The sequence below is a fragment of the Streptomyces sp. NPDC001056 genome (assembly GCF_053598955.1).
In genome coordinates this window covers 19,275-37,373 of the sequence record NZ_JBSFLI010000010.1, presented here as the reverse complement: position 1 = coordinate 37,373, position 18,099 = coordinate 19,275, and the positions used below count along the sequence as shown (strand labels likewise).

Annotated in this window: 18 protein-coding genes; 5 read left to right on the top strand and 13 right to left on the bottom strand. The window is 72.7% G+C overall.

Going from position 1 to position 18,099, the window contains the following annotated elements:
• Positions 1-143 precede the first annotated feature (143 nt).
• Together ACWDD7_RS14420 and ACWDD7_RS14415 are read right to left on the bottom strand one after the other, a co-directional pair.
• Positions 144-602 (bottom strand): molybdenum cofactor biosynthesis protein MoaE, encoded by a 459-nt coding sequence (locus ACWDD7_RS14420; protein ID WP_351878810.1) that lies wholly within the window; start codon positions 600-602, stop codon positions 144-146.
• A gap of 128 nt (positions 603-730) precedes the next feature.
• On the bottom strand, positions 731-1,855 hold the full coding sequence (locus tag ACWDD7_RS14415) for an SDR family oxidoreductase (protein ID WP_351878813.1): 1,125 nt from the start codon (positions 1,853-1,855) through the stop codon (positions 731-733).
• A gap of 191 nt (positions 1,856-2,046) precedes the next feature.
• Here ACWDD7_RS14415 and ACWDD7_RS14410 point away from each other — a divergent pair, with 191 nt between their 5' ends.
• On the top strand, positions 2,047-3,477 hold the full coding sequence (locus tag ACWDD7_RS14410; protein ID WP_450457564.1) for a zinc-dependent metalloprotease: 1,431 nt from the start codon (positions 2,047-2,049) through the stop codon (positions 3,475-3,477).
• Positions 3,474-3,995, top strand: a complete 522-nt coding sequence (locus tag ACWDD7_RS14405; RefSeq protein ID WP_351878817.1) for an NUDIX hydrolase — start codon at positions 3,474-3,476, stop codon at positions 3,993-3,995. Before ACWDD7_RS14410 ends, ACWDD7_RS14405 begins: the two co-directional genes overlap by 4 nt.
• Before the next feature lie 67 nt (positions 3,996-4,062).
• Here the strand turns inward: ACWDD7_RS14405 and ACWDD7_RS14400 are convergent, their stop codons facing one another.
• The 4 genes from ACWDD7_RS14400 to ACWDD7_RS14385 all read right to left on the bottom strand — a co-directional run bounded on the left by ACWDD7_RS14400 (position 4,063) and on the right by ACWDD7_RS14385 (position 8,027).
• A complete protein-coding gene (locus ACWDD7_RS14400) occupies positions 4,063-4,818 on the bottom strand; it encodes an AIM24 family protein (RefSeq protein ID WP_392218011.1) in 756 nt (251 codons plus the stop codon).
• A 19-nt stretch (positions 4,819-4,837) separates the two neighbouring features.
• Positions 4,838-5,518 carry an AIM24 family protein gene (locus ACWDD7_RS14395; RefSeq protein WP_351878821.1) on the bottom strand — a complete coding sequence of 227 codons (681 nt, stop codon included), beginning with the start codon at positions 5,516-5,518 and terminating at the stop codon, positions 4,838-4,840.
• Between the two features lie 11 nt (positions 5,519-5,529).
• The gene (locus ACWDD7_RS14390; RefSeq protein ID WP_450457563.1) at positions 5,530-7,248 is read right to left on the bottom strand and encodes a TerD family protein; all 1,719 of its coding nucleotides are present in this window, start codon (positions 7,246-7,248) and stop codon (positions 5,530-5,532) included.
• 206 nt (positions 7,249-7,454) lie between these two features.
• A complete protein-coding gene (locus tag ACWDD7_RS14385; RefSeq protein ID WP_450457562.1) occupies positions 7,455-8,027 on the bottom strand; it encodes a M48 metallopeptidase family protein in 573 nt (190 codons plus the stop codon).
• Between the two features lie 208 nt (positions 8,028-8,235).
• On the opposite strand from ACWDD7_RS14385, the gene ACWDD7_RS14380 reads away from it, so the two are divergent.
• Both ACWDD7_RS14380 and ACWDD7_RS14375 read left to right on the top strand, forming a co-directional pair.
• A complete protein-coding gene (locus tag ACWDD7_RS14380; RefSeq protein WP_450457561.1) occupies positions 8,236-9,465 on the top strand; it encodes a TOMM precursor leader peptide-binding protein in 1,230 nt (409 codons plus the stop codon).
• The gene (locus tag ACWDD7_RS14375) at positions 9,458-10,894 is read left to right on the top strand and encodes an ABC1 kinase family protein (protein WP_450457560.1); all 1,437 of its coding nucleotides are present in this window, start codon (positions 9,458-9,460) and stop codon (positions 10,892-10,894) included. The genes ACWDD7_RS14380 and ACWDD7_RS14375 overlap by 8 nt, the downstream gene beginning before the upstream one ends.
• Positions 10,895-11,087: 193 nt before the next feature.
• On the opposite strand, the gene ACWDD7_RS14370 is transcribed toward ACWDD7_RS14375, so the two are convergent.
• The 5 genes from ACWDD7_RS14370 to ACWDD7_RS14350 all read right to left on the bottom strand — a co-directional run bounded on the left by ACWDD7_RS14370 (position 11,088) and on the right by ACWDD7_RS14350 (position 15,007).
• Entirely contained in the window at positions 11,088-11,300 is a 213-nt protein-coding gene (locus ACWDD7_RS14370; RefSeq protein ID WP_351881648.1) for a hypothetical protein, read from the bottom strand.
• 141 nt (positions 11,301-11,441) lie between these two features.
• The gene (locus tag ACWDD7_RS14365; protein WP_351877297.1) at positions 11,442-11,765 is read right to left on the bottom strand and encodes a hypothetical protein; all 324 of its coding nucleotides are present in this window, start codon (positions 11,763-11,765) and stop codon (positions 11,442-11,444) included.
• Positions 11,762-12,130: a WhiB family transcriptional regulator gene (locus ACWDD7_RS14360; protein WP_046421414.1), complete on the bottom strand. Its 369-nt coding sequence runs from the start codon at positions 12,128-12,130 to the stop codon at positions 11,762-11,764. The genes ACWDD7_RS14365 and ACWDD7_RS14360 overlap by 4 nt, the downstream gene beginning before the upstream one ends.
• Before the next feature lie 170 nt (positions 12,131-12,300).
• Positions 12,301-12,594 (bottom strand): hypothetical protein, encoded by a 294-nt coding sequence (locus ACWDD7_RS14355; protein WP_392218059.1) that lies wholly within the window; start codon positions 12,592-12,594, stop codon positions 12,301-12,303.
• Between the two features lie 199 nt (positions 12,595-12,793).
• A complete protein-coding gene (locus ACWDD7_RS14350) occupies positions 12,794-15,007 on the bottom strand; it encodes an ATP-dependent DNA helicase UvrD2 (protein WP_450457559.1) in 2,214 nt (737 codons plus the stop codon).
• 220 nt (positions 15,008-15,227) lie between these two features.
• Between ACWDD7_RS14350 and ACWDD7_RS14345 the strand changes: the two genes are divergently transcribed.
• A complete protein-coding gene (locus tag ACWDD7_RS14345) occupies positions 15,228-15,470 on the top strand; it encodes a mycoredoxin (protein ID WP_351877300.1) in 243 nt (80 codons plus the stop codon).
• Positions 15,471-15,574: 104 nt separating this feature from the next.
• Here the strand turns inward: ACWDD7_RS14345 and nudC are convergent, their stop codons facing one another.
• Positions 15,575-16,519, bottom strand: coding sequence for an NAD(+) diphosphatase (gene nudC, locus ACWDD7_RS14340; protein ID WP_351877301.1), 945 nt, complete (start codon positions 16,517-16,519; stop codon positions 15,575-15,577).
• Between the two features lie 146 nt (positions 16,520-16,665).
• Positions 16,666-18,069 (bottom strand): dipeptidase, encoded by a 1,404-nt coding sequence (locus ACWDD7_RS14335; RefSeq protein WP_450457558.1) that lies wholly within the window; start codon positions 18,067-18,069, stop codon positions 16,666-16,668.
• Between the last annotated feature and the right edge of the window lie 30 nt (positions 18,070-18,099).

Here is an 18,099-nt window from a genome sequence, read left to right as displayed (position 1 = left end):
TCACGGGTGGGGGCCGGTTACGCAACCGCAGGGAGCGGTGGGCCGGGAGTGACCGGTTCGGCGCAGCGGGCCGCTCATCCAGCAGGCGCCGAACGCGCTACGCGCCCCCTCCCGGCACCCGGCCACCGCTCCTGGCGACGGTGCTACGCGCCGACCCATTCCTCGGTGCCGTCCGAGAACCTCTGGTGCTTCCAGATCGGCACCTCGTGCTTGAGGTCGTCGATCAGTCTGCGGCACGCCTCGAAGGCCTCCGCCCGGTGCGGACACGCCACCGCGACGACCACGGCGATGTCCCCGACGGCCAGGTCCCCGACCCGGTGCACGGCGGCCAGGGCCCGCACCGGATAGTCCGCGACGACCTTCTCGGCGATCCGCCGCATCTCGGCCTCGGCACTGGGATGGCCGGAGTACCCGAGCGCGTCCACGTCGGCACCCCCGTCGTGATTGCGCACCGTCCCCACGAACAACGCGATCCCCCCGGCCGCGTCGTCCCCGACCGCCCGGAACACCTCGTCCACCGAGAGCGCGCTCTCCCGCACACCGATCAACTTCACGGGCCCCTGCGCGCCCCGCTCCCCGGGATGCTCGCTCATCTCAGCCATGCCCCCATCGTGCCGCACGGGTACGACAGCGAGGAATACCAGGCTCACCCGTCACGGGCGGGGGCCGTGCCGGACGCCTCTCCGGCGGTCGCGCCCGCTCCGTCCTGCTCCGTCCCGCGCCGGGCGCCTCAGCGCCGACGTGCCTTCCGGGCCCGCCGTACCACCGCCGCCGCGCCGAGCAGCGCCACCGTCGCGCCCGCCGCCCCCGCGGCCGTCGCGTCCTTGCGCCCGAGCCGCCGCCCGGCCACCGTGTGCCGCCCGGCCACCTCCTCCAGCAGCTCCGCGAGTACCTCCTCGTTGGTCCACCGCGGACGCCATCCCGCGTCGTGCAGCCGGCTCCCGCTGACCACCCACGGGTACATCGTGTAGGCGAGGTCCCCCGCGGGGGACGGCGTGAGCCCGATGCGGTGCAGCCGGGCCGCCGCGCCCAGCGCCACCGCGGACGGCAGCTCCATCCGCCGGATACCGCTGAGCTCCTCGACCTCCTCCTGTTCCAGCCACCCGTCACAGCCGACCGCGAGTTCCCCGTCGACCTTCTCCAGGACGGCGTACTCCAGCGCCCCGCACAGATCCTCGACATGGCAGAACTGCCACGCGGGCCGCGAACCGGCCACGACGAGCAGCCGCGGCGACTCGAAGTACCGGGTCAGCGCGGTGTCCGTACCGCCGACGAGCAGGGCGGGCCGTACGACGGTGACGTTCAGGCCGGGGTGGGCCCGGGGCGCGCGCCGGGCGAGGCGCTCGATCTCCAGCAGGTCCCCGACGCCCGTCGCCTCGGCCGTCGCCCGCAGCTCGGCGTCCTCCGACAGCGGCAGCTCGTTCTCCGGGAGCGCGCCGTAGACCATCGCGGACGTGCACAGCACCACCCGGTGCACCCCGGCCGCCGCCGCGGCGGTCAGCACGGTCTGCGTCCCCCGGACGTTGTAAGCGGTCCGCGCGGCCGCGTCGCTGCCGAGATCCAGGTCGAGCGCGAGGTGCACCACCACGTCCGCGCCGCGCATTTTGTCCGCGATGGCCGGATCGCGGACGTCCAGGATGTGCCACTGCGCCTCTTCGCACTCCCCGCGCCGCTCGTCGATCGCGACGACCTGCCGGATCTCCTCCGACGCGGCCAGCCGGGCCGTGAGCAGGGCTCCTACGCCGGTCGCGGCACCGGTGACCGCGACGACGGGCCCGCGCACGGCGGGTCGACGCCCGGCGGACGGGGCTGAGTGGTTTCGCGCTGCGCGAACCTGCGGATCTGGGGAACTCACCCGGCATCTCCAGCGGTTGTCTTCTGTACGGGCGTGAGTGACGCGCACGTACGAGGTGTATCCATCCTGCCGCAGGCCTTCCGCGGGCGAAGCATCGAGGCCCGATCGGGTCCGGGTGTCTACGCTGGGTGGTGTTGTCGGGCAGCCGCGCCGCCGGAGAAGACCGGTGGCCTTACCAGCCGAGGAATCCCGTGAGTGACACCCCATTCGGTTTCGGCCTTCCGCCGGAGGAGCCGGAGGACGGCGACGAGGGCAAGAAGAAGGACCAGCAGAGCGGTGGTGGGCAGGGACCGGCCAACCCGTTCGGTTTCGGCGGCATGCCCGGAGCCGGTGGCTTTGGCGGCCCCGGCGCCGACAATCCGCTCGCAGCCATGTTCGGTTCGCTGAACCCCACCGACCTCGGTGCCGCGTTCCAGCAGCTGGGCCAGATGCTCTCGTACGAGGGCGGCCCGGTGAACTGGGACATGGCCAAGCAGATCGCCCGCCAGACGGTCGCGCAGGGCACCGCGGACGGCTCCAAGGACGCCAGCGTGGGCCCGGCCGAGCGCAGGGCCGTCGAGGAGGCCGTGCGCCTGGCCGACCTGTGGCTGGACGACGCGACGTCCCTGCCGTCCGGCTCCGCCTCCGCGGTGGCCTGGTCGCGCGCGGAGTGGGTCGAGGCGACCCTGCCGGCCTGGCAGGAACTGGTCGACCCGGTCGCCGAGCGGGTCGGCGCGGCCATGGGCGATGTGCTGCCGGAGGAGATGCAGGCCATGGCGGGCCCGCTGATCGGCATGATGCGCTCGATGGGCGGCGCCATGTTCGGCACGCAGATCGGGCAGGCCGTCGGCGTGCTCGCGGGCGAGGTCGTGGGCTCCACGGACATCGGCCTGCCGCTCGGCCCGGCCCGCAAGGCCGCGCTGCTGCCGGCCAACGTGGAGGCCTTCGGCAAGGACCTGGGCGTGCCGCTGGAGGAGGTGCGGCTCTACCTGGCCCTGCGCGAGGCCGCCCACCAGCGGCTGTTCGCGCATGTGCCGTGGCTGCGCTCGCACCTGTTCGGCGCGGTCGACGGCTACGCGCGCGGCATCAAGGTCGACACCGCGAAGCTTGAGGACGTGGTCGGCCAGTTCGACCCGCAGAACCCCGAGCAGTTGCAGGACGCGCTCCAGCAGGGCATGTTCCAGCCCGAGGACACGCCCGAGCAGAAGGCCGCCCTGGCGCGCCTGGAGACCGCTCTGGCGCTCGTGGAGGGCTGGGTGGACGCGGTGGTCCACGCGGCCGCCAAGCCCCGTCTGTCGTCCGCCGACGCCCTGCGCGAGACCCTGCGCCGCCGCCGCGCGACCGGTGGCCCCGCGGAGCAGACGTTCGCCACGCTGATCGGCCTGGAGCTGCGCCCCCGCCGGCTGCGCGACGCCTCCCGCCTGTGGGCCTCGCTCGCGGACGCGCGCGGTGTCGACGGCCGTGACGCCCTGTGGCACCACCCGGACATGCTGCCGACCGCGACCGACCTGGACGACCCGGACGGCTTCGTGCACCGCGAGCAGCTGGACTTCTCCGAGCTGGACAAGATGCTCGGCGAGGCCGCCGACCAGCCGAACCCGAGGAAGAAGGACGACGAGACCGAGGGCGACGGCACCGAGTGAGCCTGTACGACGACGCGGTCCTCGTGCTGAAGGGGTACGAGGGCCAGGACGAGCTGCGCCAGTCCTACCTCGACCACCTCGCGGCCCATGCCGACGGCATGTGGAAGGCCTGTCACGCGGGCCATGTGACGGCGAGCGCCCTGGTGATCGACCCGGAGCGCGGCCGGGTGCTGCTCACGCTCCATCGCAAGCTGCGGATGTGGCTCCAGATGGGCGGCCACTGCGAGCCGGGCGACGCCACCGTGGCGGCGGCCGCGCTGCGCGAGGCGACCGAGGAGTCGGGCATGACCGGGCTCACGCTGCTGCCCGGCGGCCCGGTGCGCCTGGACCGGCACCCGATCCCGTCGCCGTGCCACTGGCACTTCGACGTCCAGTACGCGGCCCTCGCCCCCTCCGGCGCCGTCGAGGTGATCAGCGACGAGTCCCTCGACCTGCGCTGGTTCGCCTACGACGAGGTCGCGGGCGTCGCCGACGACTCGGTCGTACGACTGCTGGCGGCGGTCCGCGCGCGCCTGTGACCGCACCGGCGCGTGGGTAAGGGCCGACCACCATGGTGGTCGGCCCTTACACACGCGCTTCTTGCGGTCAGCTCCAGACGTTGCCCTGGTTCGCGCCGCGCGCTCCCTGCTGGCCCATGCCGAACTGGGCGGCGAGTCCCTGGCCGATCACCGCGTTCTGCGGCGGCAGCAGCTCGCTGGGCTGGACCAGCGCGAACCCGGAGCCCATGAAGCTCAGCTCCCAGCCCTCACCGGTGCTGCCGCGCCGGCGCCACACCCCGGAGGAGTGCGTCTGGGCCTGCATCTGCACCCGCAGCCCGGTCGACCAGGCCACGATCGCGTCGGCGTCGCAGTTGACGTACCGGTCCGGGGTGACCTGCATCAGCAGCGGCGACCCGGAGGTCATCAGGGCGACCCGGCCGCGTCCGGTGATGTTGAGCTGGTACTTCCCGGAGCCGGAGATGCCGTAGAGGCTGTCGACGGCGATGACCTCGTGGTGCAGCGAGGAGTCCATGGCGAGCACGTAGGAGCTGTCGACGGTCAGCCCGTCCTGCTCCACGTCCATGATGTGCACGTGCTGGGCGAGGTTGGCGAGGTAGACCGTGCCCTGGCCGTGGCAGCGCATCAGGTCCAGGCCCTCGCCCGTGTGGGCACGCGCGCGCCGCTGGCCGTTGCCGTGGTACTCGGCGTCGAACTCCACCAGGCCCTGGTAGGCGACCATGGTGCCCTTGCGGGCGAGGAGGTCGTCGTGGCCCTCCAGGACGACCCGGAGCAGCTGCGGGTTCTGCAGGCTCCAGCGCTCCTGCGTCTGGTTGTCGTTGTACGCGAAAATCGGGCTCTGCATGGCGTGTTGACTCTCCCCCTCAGCCCCGGATCCGCAGGCGGTCGGTGCTGTCCTCGCTGGGCTGGACGACGACGATGCCCTGTCCGGAGAAGGCCATCTGGTAGGCCTCGCCGCTGCCCCGGCCGATCAGCGACTGCGCCTTGAAGCTGCGCTTGCCCTTGACCTTCAGGTTCGGCGACCAGGCGACGAGCGCGTCCGGGTCGACGTACGTCTCGTCCTCGCCGCCGCCGCAGTCCACGACGATCGGCGTGCCCCGGGAGGTCAGCGCGACCCAGCCCTGCCCGGAGATCCGCGTGTTCCACAGGCCCTGCCCGGCGAACTTCGCGAGCCCCTTGACCCGCTCCACACCCCAGCTCAGGTGGGCGTCGAAGGCGAGCAGGTTGGTGGCGTTGACGGAGATGCCGTCCCCGTTGAGGTTGATCACGACGACGTTCGCGCCGTAGTCGGCGAGGTAGAGCAGCCCGTCGCCGGAGCACTTCATCAGCGGGGCGCCCTCGCCCGTGATCCAGTCGCGGGCGATCTGGCGGACGGCCGGCGGGTTGGGCTCGTACTGCACGAAGCCCTCGTAGGCGACCATCGAGCCCACGCGCGCGAAGAGGTCGTTGCCGGTCTGCATGGCGACCTTGAGCATGTGCTGCCCGTGGTTCTCCATGCGGGCGGTGACGGGTGCGGGAGCGAAGCCCGCGAGCGGCTGGTTCATGACGGGCTCCCTCAGACCTCGTACGGCTGGACGACGATGAAGTTGCCGGGCGCGCCCCGGAACTGCAGGTTGACGGTCTCGCCGGTGTCGCCGGGGTACGCGTTGCGGCGCATGCGGACCTGGCTGGAGACGATCACCTGGGAGGCCGCCGACCAGGCCACCACCGCGTTGCAGTCGGCGAAGGTGGTCGGGGTGACCGGCAGCACCACGGGCGTGCCGTGCGTCTTGACGACGATGGTGCCGGTGCCCTGGAACTGCATGGTGAACAGCGCGCCGCCCGGGATTCCGTGGCCCTCGATGCGGCGGACCTCGTACTGGAGGGTCTCGTCGAAGGCGAGCACGTTCTCGGCGGACACGCAGATCGCGTCGCCCTGCAGTTCGATCGGGTGCAGGTTGGTCGCGTTCTCGGCGAGGAACACCTGGCCCTGGCCGGTGCAGCGCATCAGCTGCATCTCCTGGCCGGTGGCGTTGCCGACGATGCGCCCGGCGAAACCGGCGCCCTTGTAGCCGAAATCGACCTTGCCCTGGTAGAGCACCATGCTGCCCTGCCTGGCCAGCACGGGCTGCCCGCCGATGCCGAGGTCGACGCGCATGAGCTTCTTGTTCTGCTGCGTCCAGCGCTGCCCGGTGGGCGTCTCCTTGAACGCGTGCAGCGCGGCCCCCACTCCGGCGGCGCCCTGCGGGGCGCCCTGGGGCACGCCGTAGGGGGCGGTCTGCTGACCGGGGATCTGGCCGCCGTAGCCGGGGGGCATGGGTGCGCCGGGCGGGCCGCCGTAGCCGGGAGGCATCGGGGCGCCGGGATGGCCGCCGTAGGAGGGCTGCGGGGGCTGACCGCCGTACGACGGCTGCTGCGGCGGCCGGCCGTAGGGAGCGGGGGCCGGGGCGGGCGGCGGGACCGTGCCCGTCGGCCCTGCGGGAGGGGTCAGCGGGGCGATGACCGTCGGCGCGCCGTGCACGTTCGGCGCGGGGGGCGGGGTCTGACCGGGGGGTGTCAAGCCCTGCGGGGGTGTGCCGCCTGCGGGCGTGAAGCCCTGCGGGGGCGTGTGGCCGGTCGTCGTGGCGTGGCCCTGGGGGGCGGGCGCGGGTGCCGGGGCGGCGAAGGCGGGCGGGGCCGCGGCCTCGGCGGGCGGGGCGAACGCGGGCGGGGCGAAGCCGGGGGCGCCGGACTGCGGTTGCTGCTGCGGGGCGGCGGGCGCCTCCTCCTCCAGCACCTCGCCGCCGAAGTTCTTCAGCAGCGCCTCAAGACCGCCGTCGAAGCCCTGTCCGACGGCGGCGAACCGCCAGGCGTCCTTGAAGTAGATGTCACCGAGCATGACGGCCCGCTCGGTGGAGAACTCCGTGCCGTCGAAGGAGTACCGCGCGACCTCCTCGCCGCCCGCGACGATCCGCAGGTAACCGGGGCCGACCTGCGACATCTGCCCGGCGCCGTCGAGGGTCGCCGTGAAGGACAGCTTGCGGATTTGCGCCGGGATCCGGTCGAGCGTGACCCGGAACGACTCGGTGTCGCCCGCCTGGGCGCCGAGCAGCTGGATGGACTCCTCCGGCGACTTCGGCTGGTTGAAGAAGACGAAGTAACGATCGTCCGAAAGCCGTTCGTCGGCGTCCAGGCCGAAACAGCTGATGTCGAAGGTCAGTCCGGGTCCGGCGATCTGCACGCCTACGTACAGATCGGTGCCCGCCGTGAGGTCACTGATCCGGGCCTTGTGGCCGCGTTGGAATTCCCTGGCCATGCGATACGACCGTCCCCCATCCCGAAATATGAGTGCGTCGCGCCAGGCTAACGGCTGTGACCGACAACCACCCCGGCCGGTCCAGGTCGGTACACACCCGGTACACAACCGGTTCCGGCCACGCACATGGAGGCCGCGCACGGGGACGCCGCGCGCGGGGGAGGCCACGGGCGGCCGGTTCAGGGGAGGCCGCGATCAGGGCCGGGTCACTCGCCCCGTGTGCCGGGGACGTGCGGCAGCCGTGCGGCGGCGACCACGCCCTCAAGGTAGCCGCGGGCGCGCTCGGTGCGCGGATAGGCCTCCAGCAGCCGCCAGAAGTCGGCGCCGTGGCCGGGCACCAGGAGATGTGCCAGCTCATGGCAGAGCACGTAGTCGATGACGTACTCGGGCATGCCCTGGAGCCGGTGCGAGAGGCGGATGCTGCCCTCGGCCGGGGTGCACGAGCCCCAGCGGGTGTTCTGGTTGGTGACCCAGCGGACGGAGGCCGGGCGGGCGCGGCCGTCGAAGAACTGCGCCGACAACCGCTCGGCGCGCTCGGCCAGCTCGGTGTCGCCGAGCGCCCGCCGGCTCTCCTGCGCGGCGAGCTTGTCGAGCATCACGGTCACCCAGCGTTGCTCCTCCGCCTTCGACATCCGGGCAGGGATCAGTACGACGGTGCGATCACCCTCGCGGTACGCGGAGACCGTCCGGCGGCGGCGGTCACTCCTGCGGACCTCGATCGCGCGCGTCGCGCTGCGCTCTGTCTTTCCGGCGCGGTGCTGCAGTGGGTCGGCGGACACGCCCCGACGTTACCCGCTGGGCGCGGGCAAAGTCCCGGCTCGCGGACGGTTCGTCGCGCCTGCCGGTTCATATGAAGAACACCCGTCGCCTGTGGATAACTTTCCCCGCCCCGTGAGCCGAGCGGGCATGCTGGCGGGCGTCGGCGGAACACGACCAATCCGGCCGATGTCCCGACAGTCATGTGGATACAGGGATACGGGGGCTGCCATGCATCCGATGGTGAAACCCGCGCTGCGGCGCGGCTGGCGTGATCTCGGCACCGTGCAGTTCGGGATGACTCCCGCGCACGCGCTGACGCTGGGTCCGATGGACACCGCCACGAGCGGTCTCCTGGACCTGCTCAACGGCACCAGAGGGCTGCCGCTGCTGCGCGCGGAGGGCCGTCGGCTGGACCTGCCGGACGGCCGGGTCGACACACTGGTCGACCGGCTGGCCCGCGCGGGGCTCCTCGACGACGCGCGCGGTGGCGGACCGGCCGCTGACGCGCTGCGCGCGAAGACCGAGGTGCTGCGGCGGCTGCGCCCCGACCTGGCCTCCCTCTCCCTGACCACTCCCGAGCCGGGCGGCGCGCTCGCCCGGCTCGCCGCCCGCCGCGCGCTGCGCGTCCGGGTGCACGGCGCGGGGCGGGTCGGTGCCGTGGTGGCGGCGGTGCTGTCGGGCGCGGGCGTCGGCGAGGTGGACGTGCGCGACGAGGGCCGGGTGCGGCCGTGGGACGTGGCGCCGGGCGGGCTGCCGGCCGAGGCGGTCGGCGAGCGCCGGGACACGGCGGCGGCGGCGGTCGTCCGCCGGGCCGCACCGGACCGCCCGCCCCGCCGCCCCCACTCCCCGGGGTCCGGCGCCGGGGAACCCGGACTCTCCCTGGTGATCCTCGCGCCCCGGGACGACGTGGCCGTGCACGCCCCGGACCCGCGCGCCGCCGAACCGCTCCTGGCCTCGGGCACCCCGCATCTGTACGCCGGTGTGGTGGAGGGCACAGGTGTCGTGGGCCCGCTGGTGCTGCCCGGCGAGACAGCCTGCGCGGGGTGCCTGCACGAGGCGCGCACGGACCGGGACCCGGCCTGGCCCCGGCTGCTCGCCCAGTGGCGCTCCGGCGACGGGCCCCGCCGGGCCGGGCCCTGTGACATGACTCTCTCCACGACGGTCGCCGGGCTGGCCGCGGCCCACGCCCTGGCCTACCTGGACGGCGCGTCGCCCTCCGGCGCGGGAGCCCGCTGGGAGGTGTCCCTACCCGGTCTGAACTGGCACGCCCGCCCGATCCCGCCGCACCCGGCCTGCCCCTGCGGCGCCACGGAGAGGGCGGATCAGAAAGCGAAGGGGGAACACTCCTCAACCCTTGGGCGGTCACGCGCGACAATGGCGGTGCAACGGCCGTCGACGGAGCGGGCACGCGAAGCGGGCGCGGCACGGCCGACAGGGACCTGGAGGGCGCATGTCTGATCTTCCCCGGAAGGCGGTCACCCGGACCGCCAAGCTCGCCGCGCTCCCGCTCGGCTTCGCCGGCCGGGCGACCTGGGGGCTGGGCAAGCGGATCGTGGGCGAGTCCGCGGAGATCGTCGGCCGAGAGCTGCAACAGCGCACGGCGGAGCAGCTCTTCAAGGTGCTCGGCGAGCTGAAGGGCGGGGCGATGAAGTTCGGGCAGGCCCTGTCCGTCTTCGAGTCCGCGCTGCCCGAGGAGGTCGCCGGCCCCTATCGGGCGGCCCTGACCAAGCTCCAGGAGGCGGCACCACCGATGCCGACCCGCACGGTGCACGCGGTGCTGACGGAGCGGCTCGGCCCGGACTGGCGGGAGCTGTTCGAGGAGTTCGAGGACAAGCCCGCGGCCGCGGCCTCGATCGGCCAGGTGCACCGGGCGGTGTGGCACGACGGCCGCGAGGTGGCGGTCAAGGTGCAGTACCCGGGCGCCGGCGAGGCCCTGCTGTCCGACCTCATCCAACTGAGCCGGTTCGCCCGGCTGTTGGGGCCGCTCATCCCGGGCGTGGACATAAAGCCGCTGATCGCGGAGTTGCGGGACCGGGTCTCCGAGGAGCTGGACTACGGGTTGGAGGCCGCTGCCCAGACGGCGCACGCGCGGGAGTTCGCGGGCGATCCGGACGTGGTGGTCCCCGCGGTGGTGCACCAGTGCGAGCAAGTGCTGGTGACGGAGTGGATCGACGGGATCCCGCTGTCGGAGATCATCTCCGACGGCACGCCGGAACAGCGGGACCGGGCCGGTCAGCTGCTCGCCCGCTTCCTGTTCTCGGGCCCGGCCCGCACCGGGCTGCTGCATGCCGACCCGCATCCGGGCAACTTCCGGCTGCTGCCGGGCGGCCCGGACGGCGAGGACGACTGGCGGCTCGGAGTCCTGGACTTCGGCACCGTCGACCGGCTTCCCGGGGGGCTGCCGACGCCGATCGGGGTCTCCCTGCGGATGACGCTGGACGGCGACGCCGAGACGGTCTACGAGCTGCTGTGCGAGGAAGGGTTCGTCAAGGAGTCCATAGAGCTGGATCCCGACGCGGTCCTCGACTACCTGCTGCCGATCATCGAACCGGCCCGCGTCGACGCGTTCACCTTCACCCGCTCCTGGATGCGCAGCCAGGCCGCCCGCATCGCCGACCCCCGCTCCCCCGCCTACCAGCTCGGCAAGCAGCTGAACCTCCCCCCGGCCTACCTCCTCATCCACCGCGTCACCCTGAGCACCATCGGCGTCCTGTGCCAACTGGGCGCCACGGTCCGCCTCCGCGACGAACTGGATTCCTGGCTACCGGGCTTCGTCCTCGCCGAGGAGCCGGAGGAAACCCTCGGGGAACTCGCGGAGGAGCCCCTGGAGGAGCCGTTGGAGGAGGACCTGGAGGACCTCGACGAGGAGTCCGCGGCGGAGGCGTGACACGCCTGGGGCCTGAAAAACCCCAGGCCCTGGGCCCACGCATCGTGCTCGAACAGGGAAGAAGCGGGTCATCACCCAGGCCGGCGGTGACCGCTTCGAGCTGATGACGAGGTGGGCGGCGGGACGGGTCGGCGGCGCCGTCGGCCCTCCCGTGCCGAAGGGCGCCTGTGCGGGTCCGCGGGCGGAAGGGCCGTCACCACCACGTCGAGTCCAGCCGGCCCTCGATGGCGCGGAGGTTGGCGCGGGAGCAGGCCGCGCAGAAGTAGCGGAGGACGCCGTCCTCCACGGAGCAGGTCCAGGTGGCGGGGTGGGGGGCGGGGGCGGGGACACCGCAGCGGGCGCACACGAGGGGCACCGGGCGCTGCGGGGAGCCGCCCTGATCGCTTCCTGGGGGAAGACTCGTCACCCGGCGACGATAACTCCGGGACCGGCGGTCGGCACGCAGAACGCACCGCGGGGGCCGGTCCGTTCGGCCGGACCGGCCCCCGCGGGGAGTCACCGCGTCGGTCGGACGCCTCTCACCGGGAGGCGTCCTCGGGCGCGGGTCTTACTGCATGACGGCCATGGCGAGCGCGCGACGGGCGCGCCGGGAGGCGCGTTCGGCACGGCGCTGCATGCGCTGGGCGACGGCCAGGCGGGTGGCCTGGCGTTCCCGGTGGGCGTCATGGAGTCGGTCGTGCATATGCGCACGGGCCAGGGCTTCTTGCATGAGTTGCATCTCGCGGGTCCTGTTCTGGCGGGCTTCGGTCGCGCCGGTGGTGGTGGAGTCTGGGATCGCGGAGCCTGCGGGCTCGGTGGTGGACGGCTTCATCGGGGCCTGCTTCTTGGGGTCGTGCGTGAGGGGGCGGTCGATTGTTCCTGCGGTGTTCATGCCGTGACCGGGTTCTTCCGCGGGCGGCCACGCGGCCGCTTCCGGGCGACCACGACACCCTGGACGAACAGCTCGCCACCCCAGACGCCCCAGGGCTCACGCCGTTCCTTCGCCCCCGCGAGGCATGCCTCCATCAGCGGGCAGGTGCGGCACAGGGACTTCGCGTACTCCACGTCCGTGGGCGACTCCGCGAAGAAGACCTCCGGGTCGTAGGAGCGGCACGGGACGGGCACGCCGAGGTTCTCGATGGCGTCGTCGAGCGCGGTGAGCGCGGTGAGCGGGATCAAGGTGGAGTCCTCCGTGAGGCCGGGCGGGGGGATCGTTTGCGAAGGCGGTACGGACGGGGCGTGCGCTTCGAGTTGCACGGGTGGCTTTCCTCGTCTGGTCGTCCGGCCGGTTGACCGGGTGTCGGCTGGTACCGGGTTCTTTTCTTGTCCCGAGGCCCCTTCGCTGCGTCCTTCCCGTTCGGGAAAAACTGAAGGGCCGCGGATCCCGGATGGGGTTCCGCGGCCCTGAAGGCGCCGGCCTGATCGAATCAGGCTGGATAACTCCAGGGTTCTGGCCCACGGAAGGCCCACATCTGGTGGTGCTGCGTCGTCTGCTTCCGGAATCCGGCACCAGTCGCCGTAAAGGCATAGGCCTTTGCCTGTGCCACTACCGCTTCCAGTGCCTTGGTCGGTCGCTCATCGCGCTCATCACGGACGGGAAGGCCCGCGAGAGACAGGGAGGACGCCGGGCGCGCGGCAGGGATGCCGGACAGACCGGTGCCCCGGTCGGAGGCGCCGAGCAGGCACAGGGAGACGGTCGAGCGATCGGTCAGTTTGGCCATGGCCGTGCTGTTGGTGCTGATGTTGATGCTGATCACTGGACTCGCCTCCTCTCGGCGTCTCGGGGACCGGTGAACCGATCCGTTTCGTATGTGCAAGTACATCACGGAGGCCCGGCCCCGGAGAAGGCCGCTGCTTCCGTGCCTAGAACCTATGGGGATTCCCGGCGCGTGCGCAAACTATTTTTGCGACGAGTTCGTATCAGTCCCCGACGATCTCGCCATCAAGCTCCTGACCTGCGCAGATGGCCAGCACATCGGCTCCGTAGCTGCGCAGCTTGCGGCTGAGGACGCCGGGGATGCGGGAGAGTTCCGCGGCGCTGTCCGGACGGGCCTCGGCGATGGCCATCAGGGTGCGGTCGGTGAAGACGCAGAAGTCCGGCTGTCCGCTGTCCGCGGCCTGGACGGCGCGCCACTCGCGCAGCCGCTCGTACAACCCCTCGTCCATGTCGGAGGGGCAGTCCTCGCAGCGCATCAGTTTCATCTCGCCCGCGTCGGTGAGGGTGCGGCCGCAGACCCGGCAACGGGCAGGGCTGCGCTGGGTACGCCGGGGCACGGCGGGGGTGCCGGTGCCGCGGACGCCGCGCTCGACACCCCCGGTGACCCCGATGCCCCCCGCGCCGCGGCCGGCCGTGGGAGTGGTGCCGGGACGCAGTCCCTCGAGGAAGCGGCTGGGTTTGCGGCTGTGGCGGCCGCCGGGTGAGCGGGAGAGGGACCAGGAGAGATGGAGGCGTTCGCGCGCACGGGTGACGCCGACGTAGAGGAGGCGGCGCTCCTCCTCGATCTGCTCGTCGGTCCTGGCGTACGTGATGGGCAGCATGCCCTCGGCGACGCCGACCAGGAAGACGACGTCCCACTCCAGGCCCTTGGCCGCGTGCAGGGAGGCGAGGGTGACGCCCTGGACGGTGGGGGCGTGCTGGGCACCCGCCCGCTCGTCCAGTTCGGCGACGAAGTCGGCGAGGGTGGCGCCGGGACGGGCGGCGGCGAGGTCCTGGGCGAGGTTGACCAGGGCGGCGAGGGACTCCCAGCGCTCCCTGACGGCGCCGGAGCCGGCCGGGGGCCGGATGGTCCAGCCCTCGCCGGACAGCACGGCACGCACCTGGGAGGGCAGGTCCACGACGTCGTCCAGGAGGGAGTCGTTGCCCCCGAAGCGGGCGGCGCCGCGCAGGGCGAGGCCGGCCTTGCGCACCTCGGGCCGGTCGAAGAAGCGCTCGGCGCCGCGCAGCTGGTAGGGGACGCCGGCGTCGGCGAGCGCCTGCTCGTAGGTCTCGGACTGGGAGTTGGTGCGGAACAGGACGGCGATCTCGGCGGCCGGGACGCCCGCGTCGATCAGCTCGCGGATGCGGCGGGCGGCGCCTTCGGCCTCGGCGGGCTCGTCGGTGTACTCGGTGTACACGGGGTCGGGTCCGGAGGGGCGCTGGGAGACGAGTTCCAGCCGGTGGTCGGCGGCGCGGCCGTGGGCCTGGGCGAGCAGGCCGTTGGCGAGGCGGACCACCTGGGGGGTGGAGCGGTAGTCGCGGACCAGCTTGACGACGGTGGCGCCGGGGTGGCGGGCGCGGAAGTCGAGCAGGTGGTCGGGCGTCGCCCCGGTGAACGAGTAGATGGTCTGGCTGGCGTCGCCCACCACGCACAGGTCCTCGCGGTCGCCGAGCCACAGCTCCAGCAGGCGCTGCTGGAGGGGGCTGACGTCCTGGTACTCGTCCACCACGAAGTGCTGGTACTGGGCGCGGATCTGGTCGGCGATGTCCTGGCGGTCCTGGAGGATGGCGACGGTGAGCAGCAGGACGTCCTCGAAGTCGATCACCGCGCGGTCGCGTTTGAGGTCCTCGTACGCCGCGTACAGGTGGGCGATCTCGGTGGGGTCGCGGGGGGCCTCGCGGCCGGCCTTCGCTGCCGCGTACGGGTAGTCGGCGGGGATGGTCTGGGTGACCTTGCACCACTCGATCTCGGCGGTGACATCGCGCAGCTCGCCGCGGTCGAGCCGGGTGCCGAGGCCGGCGGCGGCGTCGGCGACGAGCTGGATCTTGCGGTCGACCAGCCGGGGCAGGCTGCCACCGACGGCTTTCGGCCAGAAGTACTGGAGCTGGCGCAGGGCGGCGGAGTGGAAGGTGCGGGCCTGGACGCCCTGGGCGCCGAGCTGGCGCAGCCGGCCGCGCATCTCGCCGGCGGCGCGGTTGGTGAAGGTGACGGCGAGCACGCTGGCGGGCTGGAGGATGCCGGCCCGCACCCCGTAGGCGATGCGGTGGGTGATCGCCCGGGTCTTGCCGGTGCCCGCGCCGGCCAGCACGCACACCGGGCCGCGCAGGGCGGTGGCCACCTCGCGCTGCTCGGGGTCGAGCCCTTCGAGCACCGCGTCGGCCGAGTCCGGGACGCCCGGTACCTGCGGGAAGAGGGTGGAGTGCGTTGCTGCTGTCACACAGCCATGCTGCCAGGTCGCCCGGGACTCCCGCGGCGGTTGTCCACAGGCGGGAGCTCATAGTCGTACTAATGCGTCGGGCGTCACGCCCACGCGTCGGGCGTCACGGCGGAGACCTGCGCATACCCCCGGTGGGAATGGCCGAGCACCCGCTTACGTTCTCATTCCAGGACGACCTTTCCAGGACGACCTTTCCCGAGCTGCCTGAGGAGCGCGAGACATGCAGGGCACTGTGACGATGTACAGCACGACTTGGTGCGGTTACTGCCGTCGGCTGAAGAGCCAGATGGAACGGGAGGGCATCGCCTACACCGAGATCAACATCGAGCAGGACCCCGAGTCCGCGGCCTTCGTGGAGAAGGCGAACGGCGGAAACCAGACGGTCCCGACCGTGCTCTTCGCGGACGGTTCCACGATGACGAACCCCTCGCTGGCGCAGGTCAAGCAGAAGCTCGCCGCGTAACGCCCCGAGCAGCGGAACGGCGGCTCCCGGGTCCACAGTGGCTCGGGAGCCGCCGTTCCGTGTGTCGTACGACACGCGCGCCGTCCTCACGGCACCGGCGTCGCTCAGACGAAGCTGCGGGTCGGGAGCGGCTTGCCGTACCACATCTCGATCAGGCGGGCGGCGATGGAGATGCCGTAGGGCGGCAGGACCGTGCCCGCCTCGAAGGCGTCGTGGAGTTCCTGGCGGGAGAACCAGCGGGCCTCGGAGATCTCGTCGCCGTCGACCTGGATGTCGGTGGAGGTGGCGCGGGCCATGAAGCCGAGCATCAGGCTGGACGGGAAGGGCCAGGGCTGGCTCGCCACGTACTCGACGCCGCCGATGGTGACGCCGACCTCCTCGGCGACCTCGCGGCGCACCGCGTGCTCGATGGACTCGCCGGGCTCCACGAAGCCGGCGAGCGTGGAGAAGCGGCCCTCGGGCCAGTGCACCTGGCGGCCGAGCAGGATGCGGTCCTCGGCGTCGGTCACCGCCATGATCACGGCGGGGTCGGTGCGCGGGTAGTGCTCGGCACCGCAGGCCTGGCAGCGGCGGATGTGGCCGGCCGCGGCGATCACGGTGCGTTCGCCGCAGCGGGAGCAGAAGCGGTGGGTGCGCTGCCAGTTCTCCAGGCCGACCGCGTGCACCATGAGCGCGGTGTCGCGCGGGGACAGCAGCAGGCCGGCCTCGCGTAGGCCCGCCGGGCGCGCGGACTGGTCGATGCGGCCGGGCAGCGCGTCCTTCTGGAGCGCGAAGAAGGCGACGCCGTCCTCGTCGATGCCGAGGAAGTAGCGGTGCGCCTCGGTGAGCGGGGCCTCGAAGGAGGGGGTCATGACGAGTTCGGTGCGCCCGTCGGCCGTCTCGTCGATGAGCACCTGGCCGCCGGAGACCACGAAGCAGCGGGTCGTGGGGTGGCTCCACGCCGCCGCGAGCCAGGCCTCGTCCAGCCGGTGGTGGGCGGCGCGGTCGATGCCGCAGGGGGCGGTCAGCGAGATGGGTCGGTCGGCTGTGTCGTCGGTCCAGGTGGTCACGGGTGCTTCCAACTCCCCCAGTACGGCGGTTCGGTTCGGCGGGCGGTTCGGGCGGACGTACGACAGGACGCACCTGGTCGGGCGCGGGCGGGCGGTGTCTCCAGTGTGCCTCGCGCCCGTGGCGCCCTTCCGTACGGTGCGCCGGGTCAGGGCGTGGGCCGCCAGTTCTCGGCCAGGTCGGCCCACAGGTAGGCGCTGGTCTCGACGCCCTTGAGGAGGAGGTCCAGCTCCACCTTCTCGTTGGGCGCGTGCCAGCCGTCGGAGGGGACGGAGATGCCCAGGAAGAGCACGGGGCTGCCGAGCACCTCCTGGAGGTCGGCGGCGGGCCCTGAGCCGCCCTCGCGGGTGAAGCGGACGGGGCCCTCGAAGGCGCGGCCCATCGCCCGGACGACGGACTGGAGTGCCGGGTGGTCGAGCGGGGTCAGACAGGGGCGGGTGGCCGAACCGAAGTCGATCTCGCAGCGGATCCCGGCGGGCACCTGTTCGGCGGCCCAGGCACGGACGGCCTTCTCCACGTGGTCGGGGTCCTGGCCCGCGACCAGCCGGAAGGACAGCTTCACCACGGCGGAGGACGGGATGATCGTCTTGCTGCCCGGGCCCTGGTAGCCCCCGCCGATGCCGTTGACCTCGGCGGTCGGGCGGGCCCAGATGCGCTCCAGGGTGGTGTGCCCGGCCTCGCCCTCGGTCGCGCGGGACTTGGCGGTGCGCAGCCAGCGCTCCTCGTCGAAGGGCAGCTCGGCGAACAGTTCGCGCTCGCGGTCGGTCAGCTCCACGACGCCGTCGTAGAAGCCGGGGACGGCCACGTGCCCCCGCTCGTCGTGCAGGGCGGCGACCAGGCGGGCGACGGCGGTGGCCGGGTTGGGCACGGCGCCGCCGAAGGAGCCGGAGTGGATGTCCTGGTCGGGGCCGTACAGCCGGATCTCGCACTCGGCGAGGCCGCGCATGCCGGTGCACACCGTCGGGGTGTCCTCGGCCCACATGCCGGTGTCGGAGACGATCACGGCGTCGGCGGCCAGGCGCTCGGCCCGCGCCTCGACCAGGGCCCGGAAGTGCGGGGAGCCGGACTCCTCCTCGCCCTCGATCAGCAGCTTCAGGTTGACCGCGGGCGCGGTGCGGCCGGTGGCGGCGAGGTGGGCGCGGACGCCGAGGGTGTGGAAGAAGACCTGGCCCTTGTCGTCGGCGGCGCCGCGCGCATAGAGGCGGTTCCCGCGGACGACGGGCTCGAAGGGCTCGCTGTCCCAGCCGTCCTCGCGGGCGGCGGGCTGCACGTCGTGGTGGCCGTAGACCAGCACGGTCGGTGCCTCGGGGTCGCCGGAGGGCCACTCGGCGAAGACGGCCGGGGCGCCCTCGGTGGGCCAGACCTCGACGGTCGTGAAACCGGTACCGGTCAGTTCGGCGGCGAGCCAGTCGGCGCTGCGCCGCACGTCGGGCGCGTGGTCGGGCTGGGCCGACACGGAGGGGATGCGCAGCCATGCGATGAGGTCGTCGAGGAAGGCTGCGCGGTGCTGCTCGATGTACGTGCGGACGGCGCTGTCCGGGGTCTGGCTCATGCTCACGAGCCTATCGGCCCGCGACCACAT